The following is a 15,543-nucleotide window of genomic DNA, read 5'->3' as shown; positions in this document are numbered from 1 at the left end:
AAATTCCTTTGTCCTGGTAAATCTGGAATGGCATGGCTTACTTGAAATCAAATGCGGCGCGCAACTCGGAAATGGTCGCCGCCTTGTCCTGCAGGTGCGGATAATGGCCAATACTTGGAAGGATCTGAAGCTTCCGCTGCAGATTGCATATGCAACATTGAAGGCTGGATATGTATCTTATCTATGACGTTTGGCAGGCCCGAGCGTACCGTTACGTATCCCCAAACGCGGGTAATACATTGCCATAAAAAAATCAGATTGACGTACCGTCTGGGTCACCCCTCCAGCGCTGAGATCCTTGCGCTCGACTCGTATCTCGTTTTACGACACCCTCGCCACTTTCGTCGCCTGTGAACTCGCCTACCCTGTATTTACGCGCGAGGCCAGAGCGGGCTCGCATGTCGAGAAAACCCATCTGCGAAAGGAAAGAACCATGCGCTCCCTACTGAGACACCTGTCGGTCGCCGCGGCTGGTGCGGCCTTCTGCGTGACGGCTTTCGCGCAAGCTGCACCGGATGCCAACCGACCTCCGGCAATTCTTCCGCTCGCATCGGAAGCGGCACCAAAGCTAATCCCGTATCCGCCGCTGCCCGAACCATTGGCTCGCGGCGTTGTCATCGTGCAGTTCCGGACCGAGCATTTCCGAGTCATGCCCTTGTTCGGCAAGACCGCCGTCGAGCTATCGCCGCGTATCGGGCACCTTCATGTGACCGTTGACGACGCACCGGGCACATGGGCCCATACCAGCGAGGATCCCATCATCGTGGTGGGGCTGACACCGGGCGCGCACAAGCTTCGGCTCGAACTGGCCGATCCCAACCACAAGATCCTGGCCACGGAGATCGTGCCTGTCACCGTGCCCGATTTGAAAGCGCCGGCATCACATCAGCGTTGATCTTTTTGTACCCGTCTGTATCTCGCGCTTGCGTCGACGCATTTCACGACATGTGCGGGCCGACCGCCATACAGACGCGTTACAACCTTCGCCTTAAATAGCTTCGAAGGCAGCGAAAGGCCGCCACTCAGCGATTTCACGACGACCCGCGCTGGCCGGTCTGCTGCATATACACACATAGGCTGCCATGACTTGGAACGCACCAGCAATGCGTGGTACCAGTCCTTTACACAGGACATTGCACCAGTCGGGTGATTCAGCCGCTGCGCGGCAGCCATGCATCACGCGGTACGTTTTCTGGTATGCAAATGACCGTTGCGAGACTAGATTGGAGTATCCATGGATCACGTTCGACGTCAGCGGAGAACAATGAAAAAAGTTATCAATCTGCCACGACGCAAGTTCCTTGGTACCGCTGCCCTGACACTGGCGGCAGCGCAGTTTGAGGCGCTGCATTCCGCCATGGCCCAGACCGGCCAGGCGAAAGCCCCGCCTTTGCCTGCCACCACGCCGGGCACGCATACGGCCTTCGCCTCGATCCGGCAGATCAACGCCGGGTTGCTCAACGTCGGCTACGCCGAGGCGGGCCCGGCTGACGGCCCTGCCGTGGTCATGCTCCATGGCTGGCCCTACGACATCCACGCCTTCGTCGAGGTCGCGCCGCTGGTGGCGTCGCGCGGCTACCGCGTGATTGTTCCGTACCTGCGCGGCTATGGTTCCACAACCTTCCTGTCGAAGGACACCTTCCGCAATGGCCAACCGGCGGCCGTGGCGCTGGACATCATCGCGCTGATGGACGCACTGCGCATCCAGAAGGCCGTTCTCGCAGGATTCGATTGGGGCGCACGCACGGTCGACATCATGGCCGCACTGTGGCCGGAACGCTGCAGCGGGCTGGTCGCGGTCAGTGGCTACCTGATCGGCAGCCAGGCAGCGGGCAAGATGCCGCTGCCGCCCGTAGCCGAGCATGAGTGGTGGTACCAGTTCTACCTGGCAACCGATCGTGGCCGCGACGGCTATCAGAAATACACGCACGACTTCACGCGGCTGATCTGGCAACAAGCGTCGCCACGCTGGAAGTTTGACGACGCCACGTTTGAACGGAGTGCCGCCGCGTTCCGGAATCCCGATCACGTGGCCGTCAGCGTACATAACTATCGCTGGCGGCAAGGCCTTGCCGAAGGCGAAGCGCGGTACGACGACACCGAGAAACGGCTGGCAGCGGCACCTACCATCGGCGTACCCACGATCACCATGGAAGGGGATGCCAACGGCGCGCCGCATCCCGCGCCCAGTGCATATCGCAACAAATTTACCGGCAAGTACGAGCACCGGGACCTGACGGGTGGCATCGGCCATAACCTTCCGCAGGAAGCGCCAACGGCGTTCGCTCAGGCCGTGCTCGACGTCACCAGGCTCTGAGCGCGGATCGGTGTCGACAAGGAGAAGCGGCGATGAGTGGAACTTCAGAGTCCGAAAATGCAAAGCCCGGGCAACCATCGGCGGCCATCGACGACGACAACGTGGCCGACAACCTGATCGATGAAGACCCGAGTGTGCGCGATCACCCACGCCGCGCGCAGATGTTTCCAGTGCTCGCCGAGGACGAGATCGAACGGTTGCGCCGCTTCGGTAGCCCGTGCCATTACATGAAAGGCGAATGCCTCTACCGCTTCGGAAACGTTTGCCCGGGCGTATTCGTGATCCTGTCCGGTGCCGTGCGGATTGTCGCGCCCGAGGGGCTGAGCGCGAAGCGAATCATCCACACCTACAGGCAGCGCGGAGAGTTCACATCGGATATCTCCCAGCTTTCGAACAAACCCGCCGTGGTCGATGCCCATGTCATCGAGAATGTCGACGCGCTGTTGGTGCGCCCCGATGAACTCAGCGCCGTCATGGTCAGCGAGGCCGACCTGGGCGAGAAGATCATGCGCGCCCTGATATTGCGTCGCGCCCTGGCAATGGAACGCGGCCGCGGTGTCGTCATCGTCGGGTCCGCAGGCGATGCGCGGCACGTGGAGTTGCAGAACTTCCTGCGCCGCAACGGGTTCCCGAACATGGCCATCGACGCGGAACAGGACGCCGACACGATCACGTTCCTGCAACAGCTCACGCCGCAGCCCGACGACTTTCCGCTGGTGGTCTGTCCGGACGGCACCCTGCTGCGCAACCCCGACGTGGGGCAACTCGCCTCCTGCCTGGGACTGATTCCCGATTTCGATCCGAGGCACATATACGACGTGGCGATCATCGGTGCCGGCCCGGCGGGGCTTGCGGCGGCCGTCTACGCGGCGTCCGATGGCCTGTCCGTTGCGGTATTCGACTGTCGCGCCCCCGGAGGCCAGGCCGGCACCAGCGCGCGCATTGAGAACTTCCTGGGTTTTCCCATGGGCATTACGGGCCAGGAACTGGCGAGCCGCGCATTCATCCAGGCCCAGAAATTCGGCGCCCATATTGGCATTCCTTGCGAAGTGACTGCCCTGCACTGCGATACCCATCCACGCGTTGTCGAACTTGCCGATAACCGCCGGATCACCGCTCGCACCGTTATTATCGCGAGCGGTGCCGAGTATCGACGCCCCGACGTGGATGACCTTGAGCGCTTCGAGCACTGTGGCGTCTACTACTGGGCAACGCCGATCGAGGCCCGGCTATGCCGCAAGCAGCCTGTTCTGCTGCTCGGCGGGGGCAACTCGGCGGGCCAGGCTGCCGTGTATCTGGCATCGCATGCCGAACACGTGCACATGTTCATTCGCGGATCCCGCCTTGCCGACAGCATGTCGCGCTACCTGGTCGAGAGGATTCAGGCGCTTGCCAATGTGACACTTCATACTCGAGTCGAACTACGCGCGCTTGAAGGCGGCGCACGCCTTGAGCGCGTGCACTACCGCGGCGCAGGCGGTATCGAAGGGAGCATGACGACGCATCATCTGTTCGTCTTTATCGGTGCCCAGCCTAATACCGCGTGGCTGCAGCAATGCAGTGTGGCGCGCGATGCAAACGGATTCGTACTGACCAGTGCCGATCTCGGAGACGCCTTTGTGCCATCGTTGCCCTCCCAGACCAGCGTCGAGGCCGTCTTTGCGATCGGCGACGTTCGTTCAGGATCGACCAAGCGCGTAGCGTCGGCCGTCGGCGAAGGCGCTGGCGTCGTGGCGCAGATCCATCATTACCTTGCCCTCGCATGTTCCGAGAAGCAAGCGCACGGCTGACCTGACTCCTATTCGTGCATGCCGATCAACCGTACGCTCAATTCAGAGCGGCATAATTGACGCCACGTTGGCATAGGAACCCATCACGCAGCTCCCGCTTGAGCACCAGCCGTTGATTTGTAGGCCGAACGCCGACGCGAGATTCCTCGGCCGCCGATGCGCGATTACCGTCCTGCCGACGTCGCCGAGCCTTGCTGCGCCCTAGGATGGAATCAAGATCCCCGTCAGGAGCAGCCCAGGCAGGGAATGCAGAAAACCCAGGATGCAACTGGGACAACTGGGACAACTGGGACAACTGGGACAAGCGGGACAAGCGGGACAAGCGGGACAAGTGGAGTGGAACATGCAATCAAACATCACAAACCTGCATGCGATAGTGGCCAAATGGATCGCTGCGGCCGACGACCGGCCCGTGCGCGTCGCGCGTTTCGGCAGGATGCGCGCCGGACACGTGCCTTATGTCTGCGTCCAGCGGGCGGCCGACATGTTGTACTTCTTCCGTCACGGCGACGGCTCGTGGCGCGTTTTTCCGCCTGCGGCACAAGGCGCGGCGGCACGTGGCTGATAGCATGAATACGCTCGCCAGTGGGTGCTGGCCCGCTAGCGCCAGCGCCCCCGGCGCACCCTCACGCTGACGCCTCGTAGTCCACCTGGTGCCGTGCGATGCGCAGGTCGCCAAGCTCCGCCTTCACGCGCAGGTGCTCCGGATGGCTGGCGTAGCCCTCCAGCGCCGTTTTCGACTCGAACTCGGAGTACAGCACCACGTCGCAGGCGTAGTTGACCTTGCTGGAGTCCACGCCGACCTCCAGGTGCCGCAAGCCCGGAATCCGGCCGCGCAGCCCCTCGAAGGCAAGCTTCAGCCGGGCCACGGCGTCCTGCTTGTCCACTTCGGTTTCCCCGCGCAGGTTCCACATCACGATATGTTTGACGATGGACACGTTTCCCTCCCATTTTCCTGATAGCGAGCCACCTGATCTCAGGCCGGCGGAAAGCCGGCTTTCTGCGGCCACAGGTTGGTGAACGCATGCACGCTCGACTGCTCGTAGACACCCGCCCTGGTAAAGGGCTCCGCTTCCAGCCACGCCTGCGCTTGCGCCCGTGAGGCAAAATCGATCACCAGCAGGCTGCCGACCATGGTGGTGCCGTCGTCGCCCAGCAGGGGGCCGGCGAAGGCAATGCTGGCGGCCTTGGCGCCGAGATAAAGCTTGTGCTCCGGGCGCACGCGGGCGCGCAGTTCGCCGGTGCCGGGCTTGTCGAGAAGATGGAATACAAACAGCATGTGGACTTACCTCTTGGCTGAGCCCGGCGCGGCCGGGTTGAGTATGAAATCGAATTCCAGCGTGTAGAACGGCGTGGCCGATGCCGTGCCGTCCGGCGTGGTGCCGGCCTCGTGCTGCACCCAGTCCGCGACCAGGGAGCTGCGTACGCCGAAGACCGTATCGGATTCCAGGTATTCCCCGCCCTCGCGGAACACATGGGTGATCAGCGTCTCGTAGCCCGGCGCCGAGATCATGAAGTGCAGGTGGGCCGGGCGCCACGGATGGCGGCCCATGGCGTCGAGCATCCGCCCGACCGGCCCGTCATGCGGGATCGGATAGCACTCCGCGACGATGGACTTGAAATGAAAGCCGCCGCTGGCATCGGTAGTCAGCACGCCGCGCCCCTGGTGGCCGTCGCGCTGCGCCTGCTGCACGTCGTAGAAGCCATCCGAATCGGCCTGCCACACCTCCAGCCTGGCATGCGGCACGGCCTCGCCCGTCACGCTCCTGACCTCGCCGCGGACGTAGCACGGCTCGCCGGTCATGCCGTTGGCCACGTCGGCCCCCAGTTCATATTCCGGCGCGTCGTCCACATAGAACGGCCCGAACACCGTGGCTTCGGTGCAGCCGCGCGGCTTCTTGTGATTCTGCGCGGTGACCAGCGTGGACAGGCCCAGGGTGTCGGACAGCAGGATGAACTCCTGCCGGGTGTCGGTACAGGTGTGGCCGACTTCGGTCAGGAACTTGATGCCTTCGGCCCATTCGGCCTCGGTGAGCCGCACTTCACGGGCAAAGGCGTGCAGATGCTGGACCAGGCTGGTCATGATCTCCTTGAGCCGCCCGTTCGGCATGTCGGCATGCCGCGCAAGTACTGCCTGCGTGATGGTTTCTTCGTCTAGATTTCGCATGATGTCTGTGGGGTCTGTGGGGTCCGTGGGGTCTGTTTTCTGGGCGATGTGTGCCTGGCGCCGGGCTGCGGGCCTCAAGCCTTGGTTGCATCCTCCCAGCGCGGGCAGGTGCGCTTGCTCGCCGGGATATCGATGGACTGGTAGTTGGTCTTGTCCACCACCGTGGCCGGCAGCACGATGCTCTGTGTGACGGGCATGCCGCGCAGCTTGCGGATGGCCGCGATCGTGCCCAGGCAACCCTGGGCAAATCCATTGTAGTCACCGGTGGCGAGCAAGGTGCCGGCCTTGATCGCATCGATCGCCTCCTGGGTGCCGTTGATGCCGGACACCAGCGCCTTGCGGTTGGCGCCTTGCAGCGCCTCGATGGCGCCGATGGCCATGGCGTCGTTGGCGGCGAAGATGCCGTCGATCTGCGGATACGACTGCATCAGGTTCTCCATGACCTGCAGCGCTTGCAGGCGCTGGTAATTGGCCGGCTGCGACGCCAGCAGCTTGACGTTGGGGAAGGCCTTGAGCGCTTCGCGCACGCCCCTGACGCGGTCGACGTTGGTCAGCGATCCCTTGATGCCTTCGAGCACGATGACGTTGCCCTTGCCGCCCATGGCCTTGAACAGGTGGGTGGCCGTCTTCAGGCCGAGGTCGTAATCGCTCGCGCCCACGAAGGACACGAAGTTGCCGGTGTCGCTCTTGTCGGTGACGTTGACCACCGGGATGTTGGCCGCGTTGATCTTCTTCACGCCGGGTCCCATCGCCTTGTAGTCGACCGGAACGAAGACGATGGCGTCGGCCTTCTTGACGATCACGTCTTCGATCTGGCTCATCTGCTCCGGGATGCTGTCCGGCTTGGTGGGGATGTAGTGCGTGACGTGCGCGTTCATGTTTTTGGCCGCCGCGTCCGCGCCCTGGCGCACCACCTGGAAGAACGGGTTGGTCTGGTTCTTGGTGAACACCGCGATGCGCTCGCCGTCCGCGTGGGCCGGTGCGGCCAGGATGCCGAGGGCCAGCGCGCCGGCCAGCAGTTTCAAGCTATGTGCGTTCATCTTTGTCTCCTTTTTTCTTGGATGGGAAACCATGCGCGGCGGTGCGTCCGCCGCGCCGGGGGGCTTACGACCTGACGCCCAGCCGCTTGCGCGACAGCGTGTCAAGGAATACCGCCAGCACCACGATCACGCCGGTCACCAGCGGCTGCCAGTTGGCGCTGACGGTGAGCAGGTTCATGCCGTTGAGCACCAGTGTCAGGATGATGGCGCCGACCAGCGTGCCGGATACCCGGCCCACGCCGCCGAACAGCGAGGTCCCGCCGATCAGCACCGCGGCAATGGCGGGCAGCGTCAAGGCTTCGCCGATATCGCCCTCGGCCGAGTTGAGCCGGGCCAGGAACACCAGGCTGGCGATGCCGGCCATCGCGCCGCTCACCAGGTACACCAGCACCAGCCGCCGTGTCACCGGCACGCCGGAGAGCCGCGCCGCGACGGGATTCGCGCCGATGGCGTAGATCTCCTGGCCGTAGGTGGTCTTTTGCGACATGGCGGTGCCTGCCACCAGGAACAGCAGCATCAGGTAGACCGGAACGGGCACCCCAAGCAAATAGCCGCTGCCGATGGCGCGGAACGCCGGCGGAAAACCGTGGATGGTCTCGCCCGCCATGAACCAGTAGGTGACGCCATGCAGCACCCACAACATGCCGTAGGTGGCAATGAACGGCGGGATGCGCAGCATGGCCACCAGCAGGCCGTTGGCCAGCCCGATCAGCGCGCCGGTGCCAAGCCCCGCGCCTACGCCGAGCATGGTCGAGCCGGTGGCCTTCATCACGGTGGCCGCCACGCAGGCCGACATCGCCACGTTGGCGCCCACCGACAGGTCCAGCCCGCCTGTCAGGATCACCAGCGTCACGCCGGAAGCCAGCAGGAACAGCAGGCTGGCCTGGCGCAGCACGTTGAGGATATTGCTCAGCGTCAGGAACGCGTCGGAGGCAACGGCAAGCAGCAGGCATAGCAGACCGAGCGCAAACAGCCGGTAGGCAAACGAGCGGGCATCCGCCGAGAGTGGCGGGAACAGAGTCGCCGTGTTCATGCTTTCCCCTTGAAGGATTCGATCAGCAGCACCACCAGCACCAGCAAGCCGATTGCCGCCACCTGCACCGACGACTGCACGCCAACGAGATTGAGCCCGTTGCGCAGCACGCCTACCGCCAGCACGCCCAGCACCGTGCCGGGCAGCCAGCCATTGCCGCGGTCGAAGGTGGTGCCGCCCACCGCCACCGCGGCGATGGCATCGAACTCCAGCCCGATGGCCGCCGTGGGATGCCCCGCGTTCATGCGCGCCGTCAGCAGCAGCGCGGCCACGCCGGCCATCAGCCCGCCCAGCACGTACACGGCGATGAGATAGACGTTGATGCGCACGCCGGAGAACTTGAGCGCCTCGCGGTTGCCGCCCAGCGCGAACACATAGGCGCCGAAGCGGGTGCGGTACAGCAGCCAGTGGAACAGGCCGTAGAACGCCACGGCGATCCAGATGGGAAACGGAACGCCCAGCAGCTGCCCGGAATAGATCAGCGGGATGGTGTCGCCGATGCCGACCACGCTCTGGCCATCCGTGACCACCAGCGCCAGGCCCTGCGCGACGCCCAGCGTGCCGAGCGTGGCCACGAAGGGCGGGATCTCCAGCCACGACACCAGTGCGCCGTTGAGCAGTCCGAATGCCAGCCCGGTGAGCAGCGCCGCGCCCAGCGCCAGCGGCAGCGACCCGCTCGCCACCATCACCATGGCCATCACCACGCCGCACAGCGTCAGCACGGCGCCCATCGACAGGTCCAGGCCTTCGGTCATGATGATCAGCGTCATCGGCAAGGCAATCAGCAGCAGGATGGTGGATTGCGTGCCGATGTTCAGCAGGTTCTCCAGGCTCAGGAAGCCCGAGCCGGTCACGCTGAAGGCCAGTGAGAGCAGCAGCAGCACCCAGACCGAGCCGGGCAGCTTGCCGATCGACTGGCCCATTGGCCGCGGTAGCGTGTTGGTATCAAGCATCGTTCATCCCCAGTTGCAGAATGCGTTCTTCGGTCATCTCGCCGTGGGCGACCTCGCCGGCTATGCGGCCGCCGCGCATCACGTAGGTGCGGTCGCAGACATTGATGATCTCGGGCAGCTCGGAGCTGATCAGCAGCACGCCCGCGCCCTGCTTGACCAGGCTGTCGATCAGCGCAAAGATCTCCGCCTTGGCGCCCACGTCGATCCCGCGCGTGGGCTCGTCGAAGATAAACAGCTTCGCCTCGGCCACCAGCCACTTGCCGATCACGATCTTTTGCTGGTTGCCGCCGGAGAGGAATTGCGCGAGCTGGTCGCCGTTTGGCGTGGCGATGCGCAGCCGCGCGATCTCGCGCGCGGCCAGCGCCTCGGCCTTGTCGGCGCGATACCAGCGCGCGGGAAACGCCCGCCGCAGGCCGGCCAGCAGCAGGTTGTCACGCACCGTGCGGATCAGCGCCAGCCCTTCGGATTTGCGGCTTTCCGGGATCAGCGCGGCGCCCAGTGCGCGAGCGCGGTCCGGGCCGCCGGTGAGCCGCTGGCCGAATATCCTGATGTCGCCCTGCCGGATCGGGTCCGCGCCAAACACGGCACGGGCCACCTCGCTGCGCCCCGATCCCACCAGCCCCGCCAGGCCCACGATTTCGCCGGCGCGCACTTGCAGGTTGATGTCGGTGATGCCGCTGTCGGCGCTGACGTTGCGCACGTCCAGCGCCACTTCGCCCAACTGCGCGCTGCGCTCGCGGCTATAGCTCATATCGACCTTGCGCCCCACCATGCGCGCCACCAGTTCGTCGGGCGAGGCGTCGCCAGGCAGGCAGGCGCCCACCTTGCGGCCGTCGCGCAGGATGGTGATGCGATCGCCCAGCGCGAAGACCTCGGCCATGCGGTGCGAGATATAGATCATCGACACGCCGTCCGCTTTCAGCCGTTCGATCACGGCGAACAGCTTCTCGGTTTCCCGGTCGGACAGCGCGGCCGTGGGCTCGTCCAGCACCAGGATGCGCGCGTTCTGCGACAGCGCCTTGGCGATCTCCACCATTTGCTGCTGGGCCACGCCCAGTGCATGCACCGGCGTGCGCGTGCCCACCTCCATGCCGAGGATATCGAGGATGCGGCGCGCTTCGGCGTGCATCTTCGCGGTATCCACGGAGCCGGGAATGCGGCCGCTTGGCTCCCGGCCAAGGAAGATGTTCTGCGCGATGTCCAGGTAGGGGACCAGCGAGAACTCCTGGAAGATCACCGCAATGCCTAGCCGCATGGTGTCGGCCGGGCTGGTGATCGTCACGGGCTTGCCGTCGTGATAGAACTCGCCGGCGTCGGCTGTGTAGACGCCGCACAGGACTTTCATCAGCGATGACTTGCCGGCGCCGTTCTCGCCCAGCAGCATATGCACTTCGCCGGGGTAGATGGCGAAGGACACATCATCCAGCGCCTTCACACCGGGGAAGTTCTTGCAGATGCCGCGCATCTCGAACAGCGGTGTGATTTCGGTGATGGCGTTCATGATTCGAGCCTGAGGATCTTGCCGGCGCGGATGCCGTGCGAGGTGGCTTTTTTGTCCATGTCTCCTCCTTGTCGTTGGTGGTTTCTCAAGCGCTGGCGGCCAGCCGCTCACCCGATTCGCGCAATAACTCAAGCTTGCCCTGCAGCCCATCCACCAGCAGCCGCCCATGGCGTTTGCGCGCCTGGCCCGCCACGAACACGCTGTCGATATTGGCCAGGCTCGCCTGCATCACGATGGCGCTGACGGGATCGTGCAGCGGCATCATGTTGAGCTTGCGGGCGTCGATCAGCACCACGTCGGCCTGCTTGCCCACGGCCAGCGAGCCGATGCGGTCTGCCATGCCGAGCATTCGCGCGCCAGCCAGCGTGATCCAGTCCAGCGCGTCGCGGCAACTCACCGCATGCGCCGGAGCGATCTCACCATGCTGCTGCCGGTACTCCGCATGATCCAGCGCACGCTGGACCCCCAGTGCAATCCGCGCGGCGGTAAACATCTCGCCGGACAAACCCGACTCCAGGTCCACCCCAAGCGACGGCGCCACGCCCAGGCGCATCAGCCGGCCGGTGATCGGGAACCCATGGCCCTGCGTCAGCTCGTTCTCGGGGGTGACGGAGAAGCTCATGCCCAGGCCGACGAAGCGGGCAAGCTGTTCATCCGCCAGGTTATTGCCGTGCACGATATTGATATGCGGCCCGAGCAGCCCTGCCCGCTCCAGCCGCTCCCAACCGTGCGGCGTGCGCGCGCTACCGCCGCCCTGGTGCATGCTGGCCAGCAGCCCGAACTCACGCGCCAGCGCAAAATCGTGCAGCGCCACTTCCAGCGTCGAATAGTGCGGGCCAAGGATGGCCAGGCCGAGGCTCAGCAAGGACGAGCCTTGCAGCCGCCTTGCCAGGCGTGCCACCTCGCTGCGCGGGTGCGGCGTCTCCCAGAACGGCAAGGCGCCGGGTTTCGGATCCGGCTTGGGCGATCCGTGCAGGAACGCCGCGCGGATGCCGGACTGCGCTAGCGCATCCAGCGCGGCATCGCTATGCGCCGGGGTGGGGTTGTTGTGGCACCAGTCCACCAGCGTGGTGGTGCCGCAATCGAGCTGGTTCCAGGCGCCTGCGAGGGTGGCGATGCCGATATCTTCCGGTGTGAATCGCGTGGCCAGCCCCGCGTGCATCTGGCGAAAATATTCGGTCAGCGTCCAGCCGGAAGCCACGCCGCGCAGCGCGGTCTGCCAGGTATGCATATGCGCATTGACGAAGCCGGGCGCCGCGATAAAGCCGTGCGCCTCGATCCGTTCCGCGTCTTGCACGTCGATGCGCGGCGCGATGGCGGCAATGCGCTCGCCTTCGATCAGCAGGTCGCCGGTGAACTCGCCAAGGGTGGGTTCCATCGTGACCAGGGTCGCGCCGCGTACCAGGATGCGTGCCATGAGCGCGACCCTCCTTAACGCGAAAGACGAACAAGACGCGAGGGACAGGCGAAGTGAAATGCATGCATGGACTATGTCTCCGTAAGGTGGCAACGCTGCCGGTATCCGGTGCGTCGCTCTGGCTTTATTTCGGGTGCGCCGTGGTGCGGTGTGCATTTGCCGTTGTGTCGCCGTTTGTGGTAACGACAAGCACCTGACATGCGCTGGAACAAACTCTATACTCCCGACAAACGGAAAAAAACGACGCATCAGGAAATCTTCTTTCCACCTGGCGAGAGAATCCAGCGAGGGATCGAAGAAAAAGAGAACACCGGGAGACACCGCATGGACCGTTGGACCGAATTCGAACTCTTCGTCCAGATCGCCGAACTGGGCAGCATCACCAAGGCGGCCGAAAGCCTGGATATTTCCAATGCGGCGGCAAGCCGCTACCTCACCTCGCTGGAGCAGCGGCTCTCGGCACGGCTGATCGAGCGCAATACACGCCGGCTATACCTGACCGATGTGGGCCATGAATTCTTCCGGCGCTGCAAGGGCGTGCTGGCGGAAATGAAGGAGGCGGAGGCGGCCGTCAACGCCAATGTGCTGGAGCCGGGCGGCACGCTGACCATCACCGCCTCGCTGTCGTTCTCGATGAAGCACCTGGCACCCCTGCTGCCCGACTTCACCGCGCTCTATCCCAAGGTGGACGTCAATATCCTCGCGGCCAACCGCTACTACGACATCATCGACAGCGGCATCGACCTGGCCATCCGCACCCGCGAGTTCGAGCCCGACTCTGCCCTCACGGTGCGCCGGCTGGCCGAGACCCGGCGCGTCCTTGCCGCCGCGCCGCGCTACCTGGATCGCATGGGCACGCCGCGCGAGGTCGACGACCTGCTGCGCCACCACATGCTGATCTATTCCTACGCCAACCGCCCGCACGAACTGCCTTTCACCCGCAACGGCGAGGAAAAAACGCTACTGGTACGCAGCAAGCTGGAGTCCAACGACGGCCAGGTGATACGCGCCGCCGCGCTGGAAGGCCTGGGCATCCTGGTGCAGCCCAAGTACATCATCTACGACGATATCGTGGCGGGCCGGCTCATCCCCGTGCTGGATGATTGGGACTTGCCGCGCCTGACCATCAATATCGCCTTCCAGAGCCGCCGCTACCTGGCCGCCAAGGTGCGCCTGTTCATCGACTTCCTGGTGGCGCACTTCGAGCGCATGGACTACGAGCGCAAGTGGACGTCATGACGTCGTGACGCCGGGAACCATCTCAGCCATTGACGGCCGGCAGTCCGGCAGACAGCCGCGCCGACTTGATCACTGCCGCGTAATCGTCCGCGGCCATGCCCTGCGCCGCGGCGCCCTGCAGCATCTGGCCGAGCAGCGCCGTGAGCGACAGCGGCACGCGCAGCTCGGCGCCGGCGCCGAGGATCAGCCCGACGTCCTTGAGCATCTGGTCCACGGTGAATGTCGGCGTGTAGTCGTTCTCCACAAGCTGCGCCGACTTGGCCTTGACGATGGGCGCCGCCACCGCGCTGGCGGTGATCACCGACCACATGTCCTGCCATTTCAGGCCACCCTTGGCACCCAGCGCCAGCGCTTCGGCAAGCATGCCGGAGGTCAGGCCGATCATCAGGTTCACCACCAGCTTCATCAGGCGGGCTTGTTCGGCTTCGCCGAGGTAGAACTGGGTCGGACCTAGCGCCGCCAGCAACGGCCGCGCTATCTCATACGCTGCCGCCGGGCCGGAGACCATGGCAGTCAGTTGCGCGGCCTCCGCCATCTTGTTGTTGCCCGATACCGTCACGCGCAGGTACTGGACATGCCGTTTCGCAAGCACGGCAGCCACCCGCGCGGAGGCTTGCGGCGATACGGTGCTGGTATCGATATACAGCGTGCCCGGCGCGGCCAGTTCGGCCACTTGCGCACCGACCGCCTCGAAGGCCGCGTCGTGCGGCAAGGAGCTGAACACCACGTCCTTGCCGCCGGTTGCCTCTGCCAGCGAGCCCGCCGTCTTGAGCCCTGCCTGACGGGCAGCCTCCTGCACGGCGGGTGACAGGTCGAAGCCTTCGACCGAGTGGCCGGCCGCGGCCAGGTGACGTCCCATCGGCAAACCCATCTTGCCGATGCCAATAAAGCCGATATGCATGGCTTGTCTCCAGTGCGTTTATTGTGTGTGGCGCGGCTTGCGTGCCGGTTGCGCCTCAATCCGGGCACACGCCTTCAAAGGCAGCCTGCAGCAATTCGCGAATCGGCGCGCGCTCGATGGGGCGCGGATTCCAGTAGGGATTGGCCAGCGCGATATCGGCCGCCCGGTCCAGGTCCTCGCGTTGCATGCCGATATCGCGCAGCGCGGTGGCCGCGCCGTGGCGGGCAGCCAGTTCATGCAGCGAACGGGCCGCCGAAGTGTGCTCGCGGCCAAGGGCCCGCCGGATCCGCGCCATCGCATCCGGTGCGGCGCTGGCGTTATAGGCCATGGCGTGCGGCAACACCACCGTATGGGTCTCGGCATGCGGAAGATTGAAACTGCCGCCCAGCGTGTGGCACAACTTGTGATGCAGCGCCATGCCGACACTGCCCAGCACCGAGCCGCAAAGCCACGCGCCGTAGAGACAATCGGCGCGAGCCTCGGGGTCGGACGGCACTTCGCAGATACGCGGGATGGCGCTGGCGAGCGCGCGGATGCCCTCCTCGGCCATCAGCGACGTCACCGGGTTGGCGTCCTCGGCATACAGGCCTTCCGCCGCATGGGCGATGGCGTTCAGCGCGCTGGTCACGCTCATGGCGACCGGCAGGCCGAGCGTGAGCTCCGGATCGTAGATCACGGTGCGCGGCAGGACGCGCGGATCGCGGCCGGTCTTCTTCAGGCCGGCGTCGGTGATGCCGTAGATCGGTGTCATTTCCGAGCCGGCGTATGTGGTGGGAATCGCCAGGATGGGCAGGCCGGAAGTCAGCGCGATGGCTTTGGCAAGGCCGGTGGTAGAGCCACCGCCGACGGCGATCACGCAATCCGCGTCCAGCGCCAGGGCATGCCTGGCCGCCGCGTGCGCCGTCTCCAGCGGAACGTGCATGATGGCGCCAGCGTAAATGCCGGCCGAGAGCGGGCCCAGCAGGTCCGATACGCGCACCGCGTCCTCGGTCTGGTTCGGCGTGCAAAGCACCAGCGCGCGCCGTGCGCCCATGCGCTCCACCTCCTGCGCAACCTGGCTTAACGTGCCCGCGCCGAACAGTACGCGCATGGGTTGGGCGGCATAGACAAATGACTTTGGCATAGGCTTGGTCTCCTCCGGATCGTTCGGGATCTGCGCCCGCTCCGCGGGTCCTGCCCCTGGCC

15 protein-coding genes are annotated in these 15,543 nt (G+C 64.8%); 5 read left to right on the top strand and 10 right to left on the bottom strand.

Features of this window, described 5'->3' with window-relative positions:
• The first annotated feature begins 298 nt into the window (after window positions 1-298).
• The 4 genes from AC1DQ3_RS11690 to AC1DQ3_RS11675 all read left to right on the top strand — a co-directional run bounded on the left by AC1DQ3_RS11690 (window position 299) and on the right by AC1DQ3_RS11675 (window position 4,672).
• Entirely contained in the window at window positions 299-895 is a 597-nt protein-coding gene (locus AC1DQ3_RS11690) for a DUF6130 family protein (RefSeq protein WP_477120356.1), read from the top strand.
• A 369-nt stretch (window positions 896-1,264) separates the two neighbouring features.
• Window positions 1,265-2,317: an alpha/beta fold hydrolase gene (locus AC1DQ3_RS11685; protein WP_477120355.1), complete on the top strand. Its 1,053-nt coding sequence runs from the start codon at window positions 1,265-1,267 to the stop codon at window positions 2,315-2,317.
• 32 nt (window positions 2,318-2,349) lie between these two features.
• The gene (locus AC1DQ3_RS11680) at window positions 2,350-4,107 is read left to right on the top strand and encodes an FAD-dependent oxidoreductase (protein ID WP_477120354.1); all 1,758 of its coding nucleotides are present in this window, start codon (window positions 2,350-2,352) and stop codon (window positions 4,105-4,107) included.
• Between the two features lie 343 nt (window positions 4,108-4,450).
• Window positions 4,451-4,672, top strand: coding sequence for a hypothetical protein (locus AC1DQ3_RS11675; RefSeq protein WP_477120353.1), 222 nt, complete (start codon window positions 4,451-4,453; stop codon window positions 4,670-4,672).
• Window positions 4,673-4,733: 61 nt separating this feature from the next.
• On the opposite strand, the gene AC1DQ3_RS11670 is transcribed toward AC1DQ3_RS11675, so the two are convergent.
• The 8 genes from AC1DQ3_RS11670 to AC1DQ3_RS11635 all read right to left on the bottom strand — a co-directional run bounded on the left by AC1DQ3_RS11670 (window position 4,734) and on the right by AC1DQ3_RS11635 (window position 12,218).
• Window positions 4,734-5,045 carry a Dabb family protein gene (locus AC1DQ3_RS11670; RefSeq protein WP_477120352.1) on the bottom strand — a complete coding sequence of 104 codons (312 nt, stop codon included), beginning with the start codon at window positions 5,043-5,045 and terminating at the stop codon, window positions 4,734-4,736.
• A gap of 38 nt (window positions 5,046-5,083) precedes the next feature.
• Window positions 5,084-5,386, bottom strand: a complete 303-nt coding sequence (locus AC1DQ3_RS11665; RefSeq protein WP_477120351.1) for a YciI family protein — start codon at window positions 5,384-5,386, stop codon at window positions 5,084-5,086.
• A 6-nt stretch (window positions 5,387-5,392) separates the two neighbouring features.
• The gene (locus AC1DQ3_RS11660; protein ID WP_477120350.1) at window positions 5,393-6,274 is read right to left on the bottom strand and encodes an intradiol ring-cleavage dioxygenase; all 882 of its coding nucleotides are present in this window, start codon (window positions 6,272-6,274) and stop codon (window positions 5,393-5,395) included.
• A 74-nt stretch (window positions 6,275-6,348) separates the two neighbouring features.
• Window positions 6,349-7,314, bottom strand: coding sequence for a sugar ABC transporter substrate-binding protein (locus AC1DQ3_RS11655; RefSeq protein ID WP_477120349.1), 966 nt, complete (start codon window positions 7,312-7,314; stop codon window positions 6,349-6,351).
• A gap of 64 nt (window positions 7,315-7,378) precedes the next feature.
• Window positions 7,379-8,347: an ABC transporter permease gene (locus AC1DQ3_RS11650; RefSeq protein ID WP_477120348.1), complete on the bottom strand. Its 969-nt coding sequence runs from the start codon at window positions 8,345-8,347 to the stop codon at window positions 7,379-7,381.
• The gene (locus tag AC1DQ3_RS11645; protein ID WP_477120347.1) at window positions 8,344-9,300 is read right to left on the bottom strand and encodes an ABC transporter permease; all 957 of its coding nucleotides are present in this window, start codon (window positions 9,298-9,300) and stop codon (window positions 8,344-8,346) included. Before AC1DQ3_RS11645 ends, AC1DQ3_RS11650 begins: the two co-directional genes overlap by 4 nt.
• Window positions 9,293-10,801 carry a sugar ABC transporter ATP-binding protein gene (locus AC1DQ3_RS11640; RefSeq protein ID WP_477120346.1) on the bottom strand — a complete coding sequence of 503 codons (1,509 nt, stop codon included), beginning with the start codon at window positions 10,799-10,801 and terminating at the stop codon, window positions 9,293-9,295. Before AC1DQ3_RS11640 ends, AC1DQ3_RS11645 begins: the two co-directional genes overlap by 8 nt.
• Window positions 10,802-10,886: 85 nt before the next feature.
• Window positions 10,887-12,218 (bottom strand): amidohydrolase family protein, encoded by a 1,332-nt coding sequence (locus AC1DQ3_RS11635; RefSeq protein ID WP_477120345.1) that lies wholly within the window; start codon window positions 12,216-12,218, stop codon window positions 10,887-10,889.
• Between the two features lie 324 nt (window positions 12,219-12,542).
• Here AC1DQ3_RS11635 and AC1DQ3_RS11630 point away from each other — a divergent pair, with 324 nt between their 5' ends.
• Entirely contained in the window at window positions 12,543-13,457 is a 915-nt protein-coding gene (locus AC1DQ3_RS11630; RefSeq protein WP_477120344.1) for a LysR family transcriptional regulator, read from the top strand.
• A gap of 22 nt (window positions 13,458-13,479) precedes the next feature.
• Here AC1DQ3_RS11630 and AC1DQ3_RS11625 read toward each other — a convergent pair whose 3' ends face one another.
• Both AC1DQ3_RS11625 and AC1DQ3_RS11620 read right to left on the bottom strand, forming a co-directional pair.
• On the bottom strand, window positions 13,480-14,358 hold the full coding sequence (locus AC1DQ3_RS11625) for an NAD(P)-dependent oxidoreductase (protein ID WP_477120343.1): 879 nt from the start codon (window positions 14,356-14,358) through the stop codon (window positions 13,480-13,482).
• A gap of 55 nt (window positions 14,359-14,413) precedes the next feature.
• Window positions 14,414-15,481 (bottom strand): maleylacetate reductase, encoded by a 1,068-nt coding sequence (locus tag AC1DQ3_RS11620; protein ID WP_477120342.1) that lies wholly within the window; start codon window positions 15,479-15,481, stop codon window positions 14,414-14,416.
• Between the last annotated feature and the right edge of the window lie 62 nt (window positions 15,482-15,543).

The organism is Cupriavidus sp. 01T418 (assembly GCF_056398885.1).
The sequence above is the reverse complement of the archived record's forward strand: the minus strand, read 5'-3'. Positions and strand labels throughout refer to the sequence as shown.

Excerpts from the sequence above, each read along its gene's own strand:
- AC1DQ3_RS11680 (WP_477120354.1), top strand. The coding sequence starts at position 2,350 with ATGAGTGGAACTTCAGAGTCCGAAAATGCAAAGCCCGGGCAACCATCG.
- AC1DQ3_RS11650 (WP_477120348.1), bottom strand. The coding sequence starts at position 8,347 with ATGAACACGGCGACTCTGTTCCCGCCACTCTCGGCGGATGCCCGCTCG.
- AC1DQ3_RS11645 (WP_477120347.1), bottom strand. The coding sequence starts at position 9,300 with ATGCTTGATACCAACACGCTACCGCGGCCAATGGGCCAGTCGATCGGC.
- AC1DQ3_RS11675 (WP_477120353.1), top strand. The coding sequence starts at position 4,451 with ATGCAATCAAACATCACAAACCTGCATGCGATAGTGGCCAAATGGATC.
- AC1DQ3_RS11665 (WP_477120351.1), bottom strand. The coding sequence starts at position 5,386 with ATGCTGTTTGTATTCCATCTTCTCGACAAGCCCGGCACCGGCGAACTG.
- AC1DQ3_RS11630 (WP_477120344.1), top strand. The coding sequence starts at position 12,543 with ATGGACCGTTGGACCGAATTCGAACTCTTCGTCCAGATCGCCGAACTG.
- AC1DQ3_RS11655 (WP_477120349.1), bottom strand. The coding sequence starts at position 7,314 with ATGAACGCACATAGCTTGAAACTGCTGGCCGGCGCGCTGGCCCTCGGC.
- AC1DQ3_RS11625 (WP_477120343.1), bottom strand. The coding sequence starts at position 14,358 with ATGCATATCGGCTTTATTGGCATCGGCAAGATGGGTTTGCCGATGGGA.
- AC1DQ3_RS11685 (WP_477120355.1), top strand. The coding sequence starts at position 1,265 with ATGAAAAAAGTTATCAATCTGCCACGACGCAAGTTCCTTGGTACCGCT.
- AC1DQ3_RS11640 (WP_477120346.1), bottom strand. The coding sequence starts at position 10,801 with ATGAACGCCATCACCGAAATCACACCGCTGTTCGAGATGCGCGGCATC.
- AC1DQ3_RS11620 (WP_477120342.1), bottom strand. The coding sequence starts at position 15,481 with ATGCCAAAGTCATTTGTCTATGCCGCCCAACCCATGCGCGTACTGTTC.
- AC1DQ3_RS11635 (WP_477120345.1), bottom strand. The coding sequence starts at position 12,218 with ATGGCACGCATCCTGGTACGCGGCGCGACCCTGGTCACGATGGAACCC.
- AC1DQ3_RS11660 (WP_477120350.1), bottom strand. The coding sequence starts at position 6,274 with ATGCGAAATCTAGACGAAGAAACCATCACGCAGGCAGTACTTGCGCGG.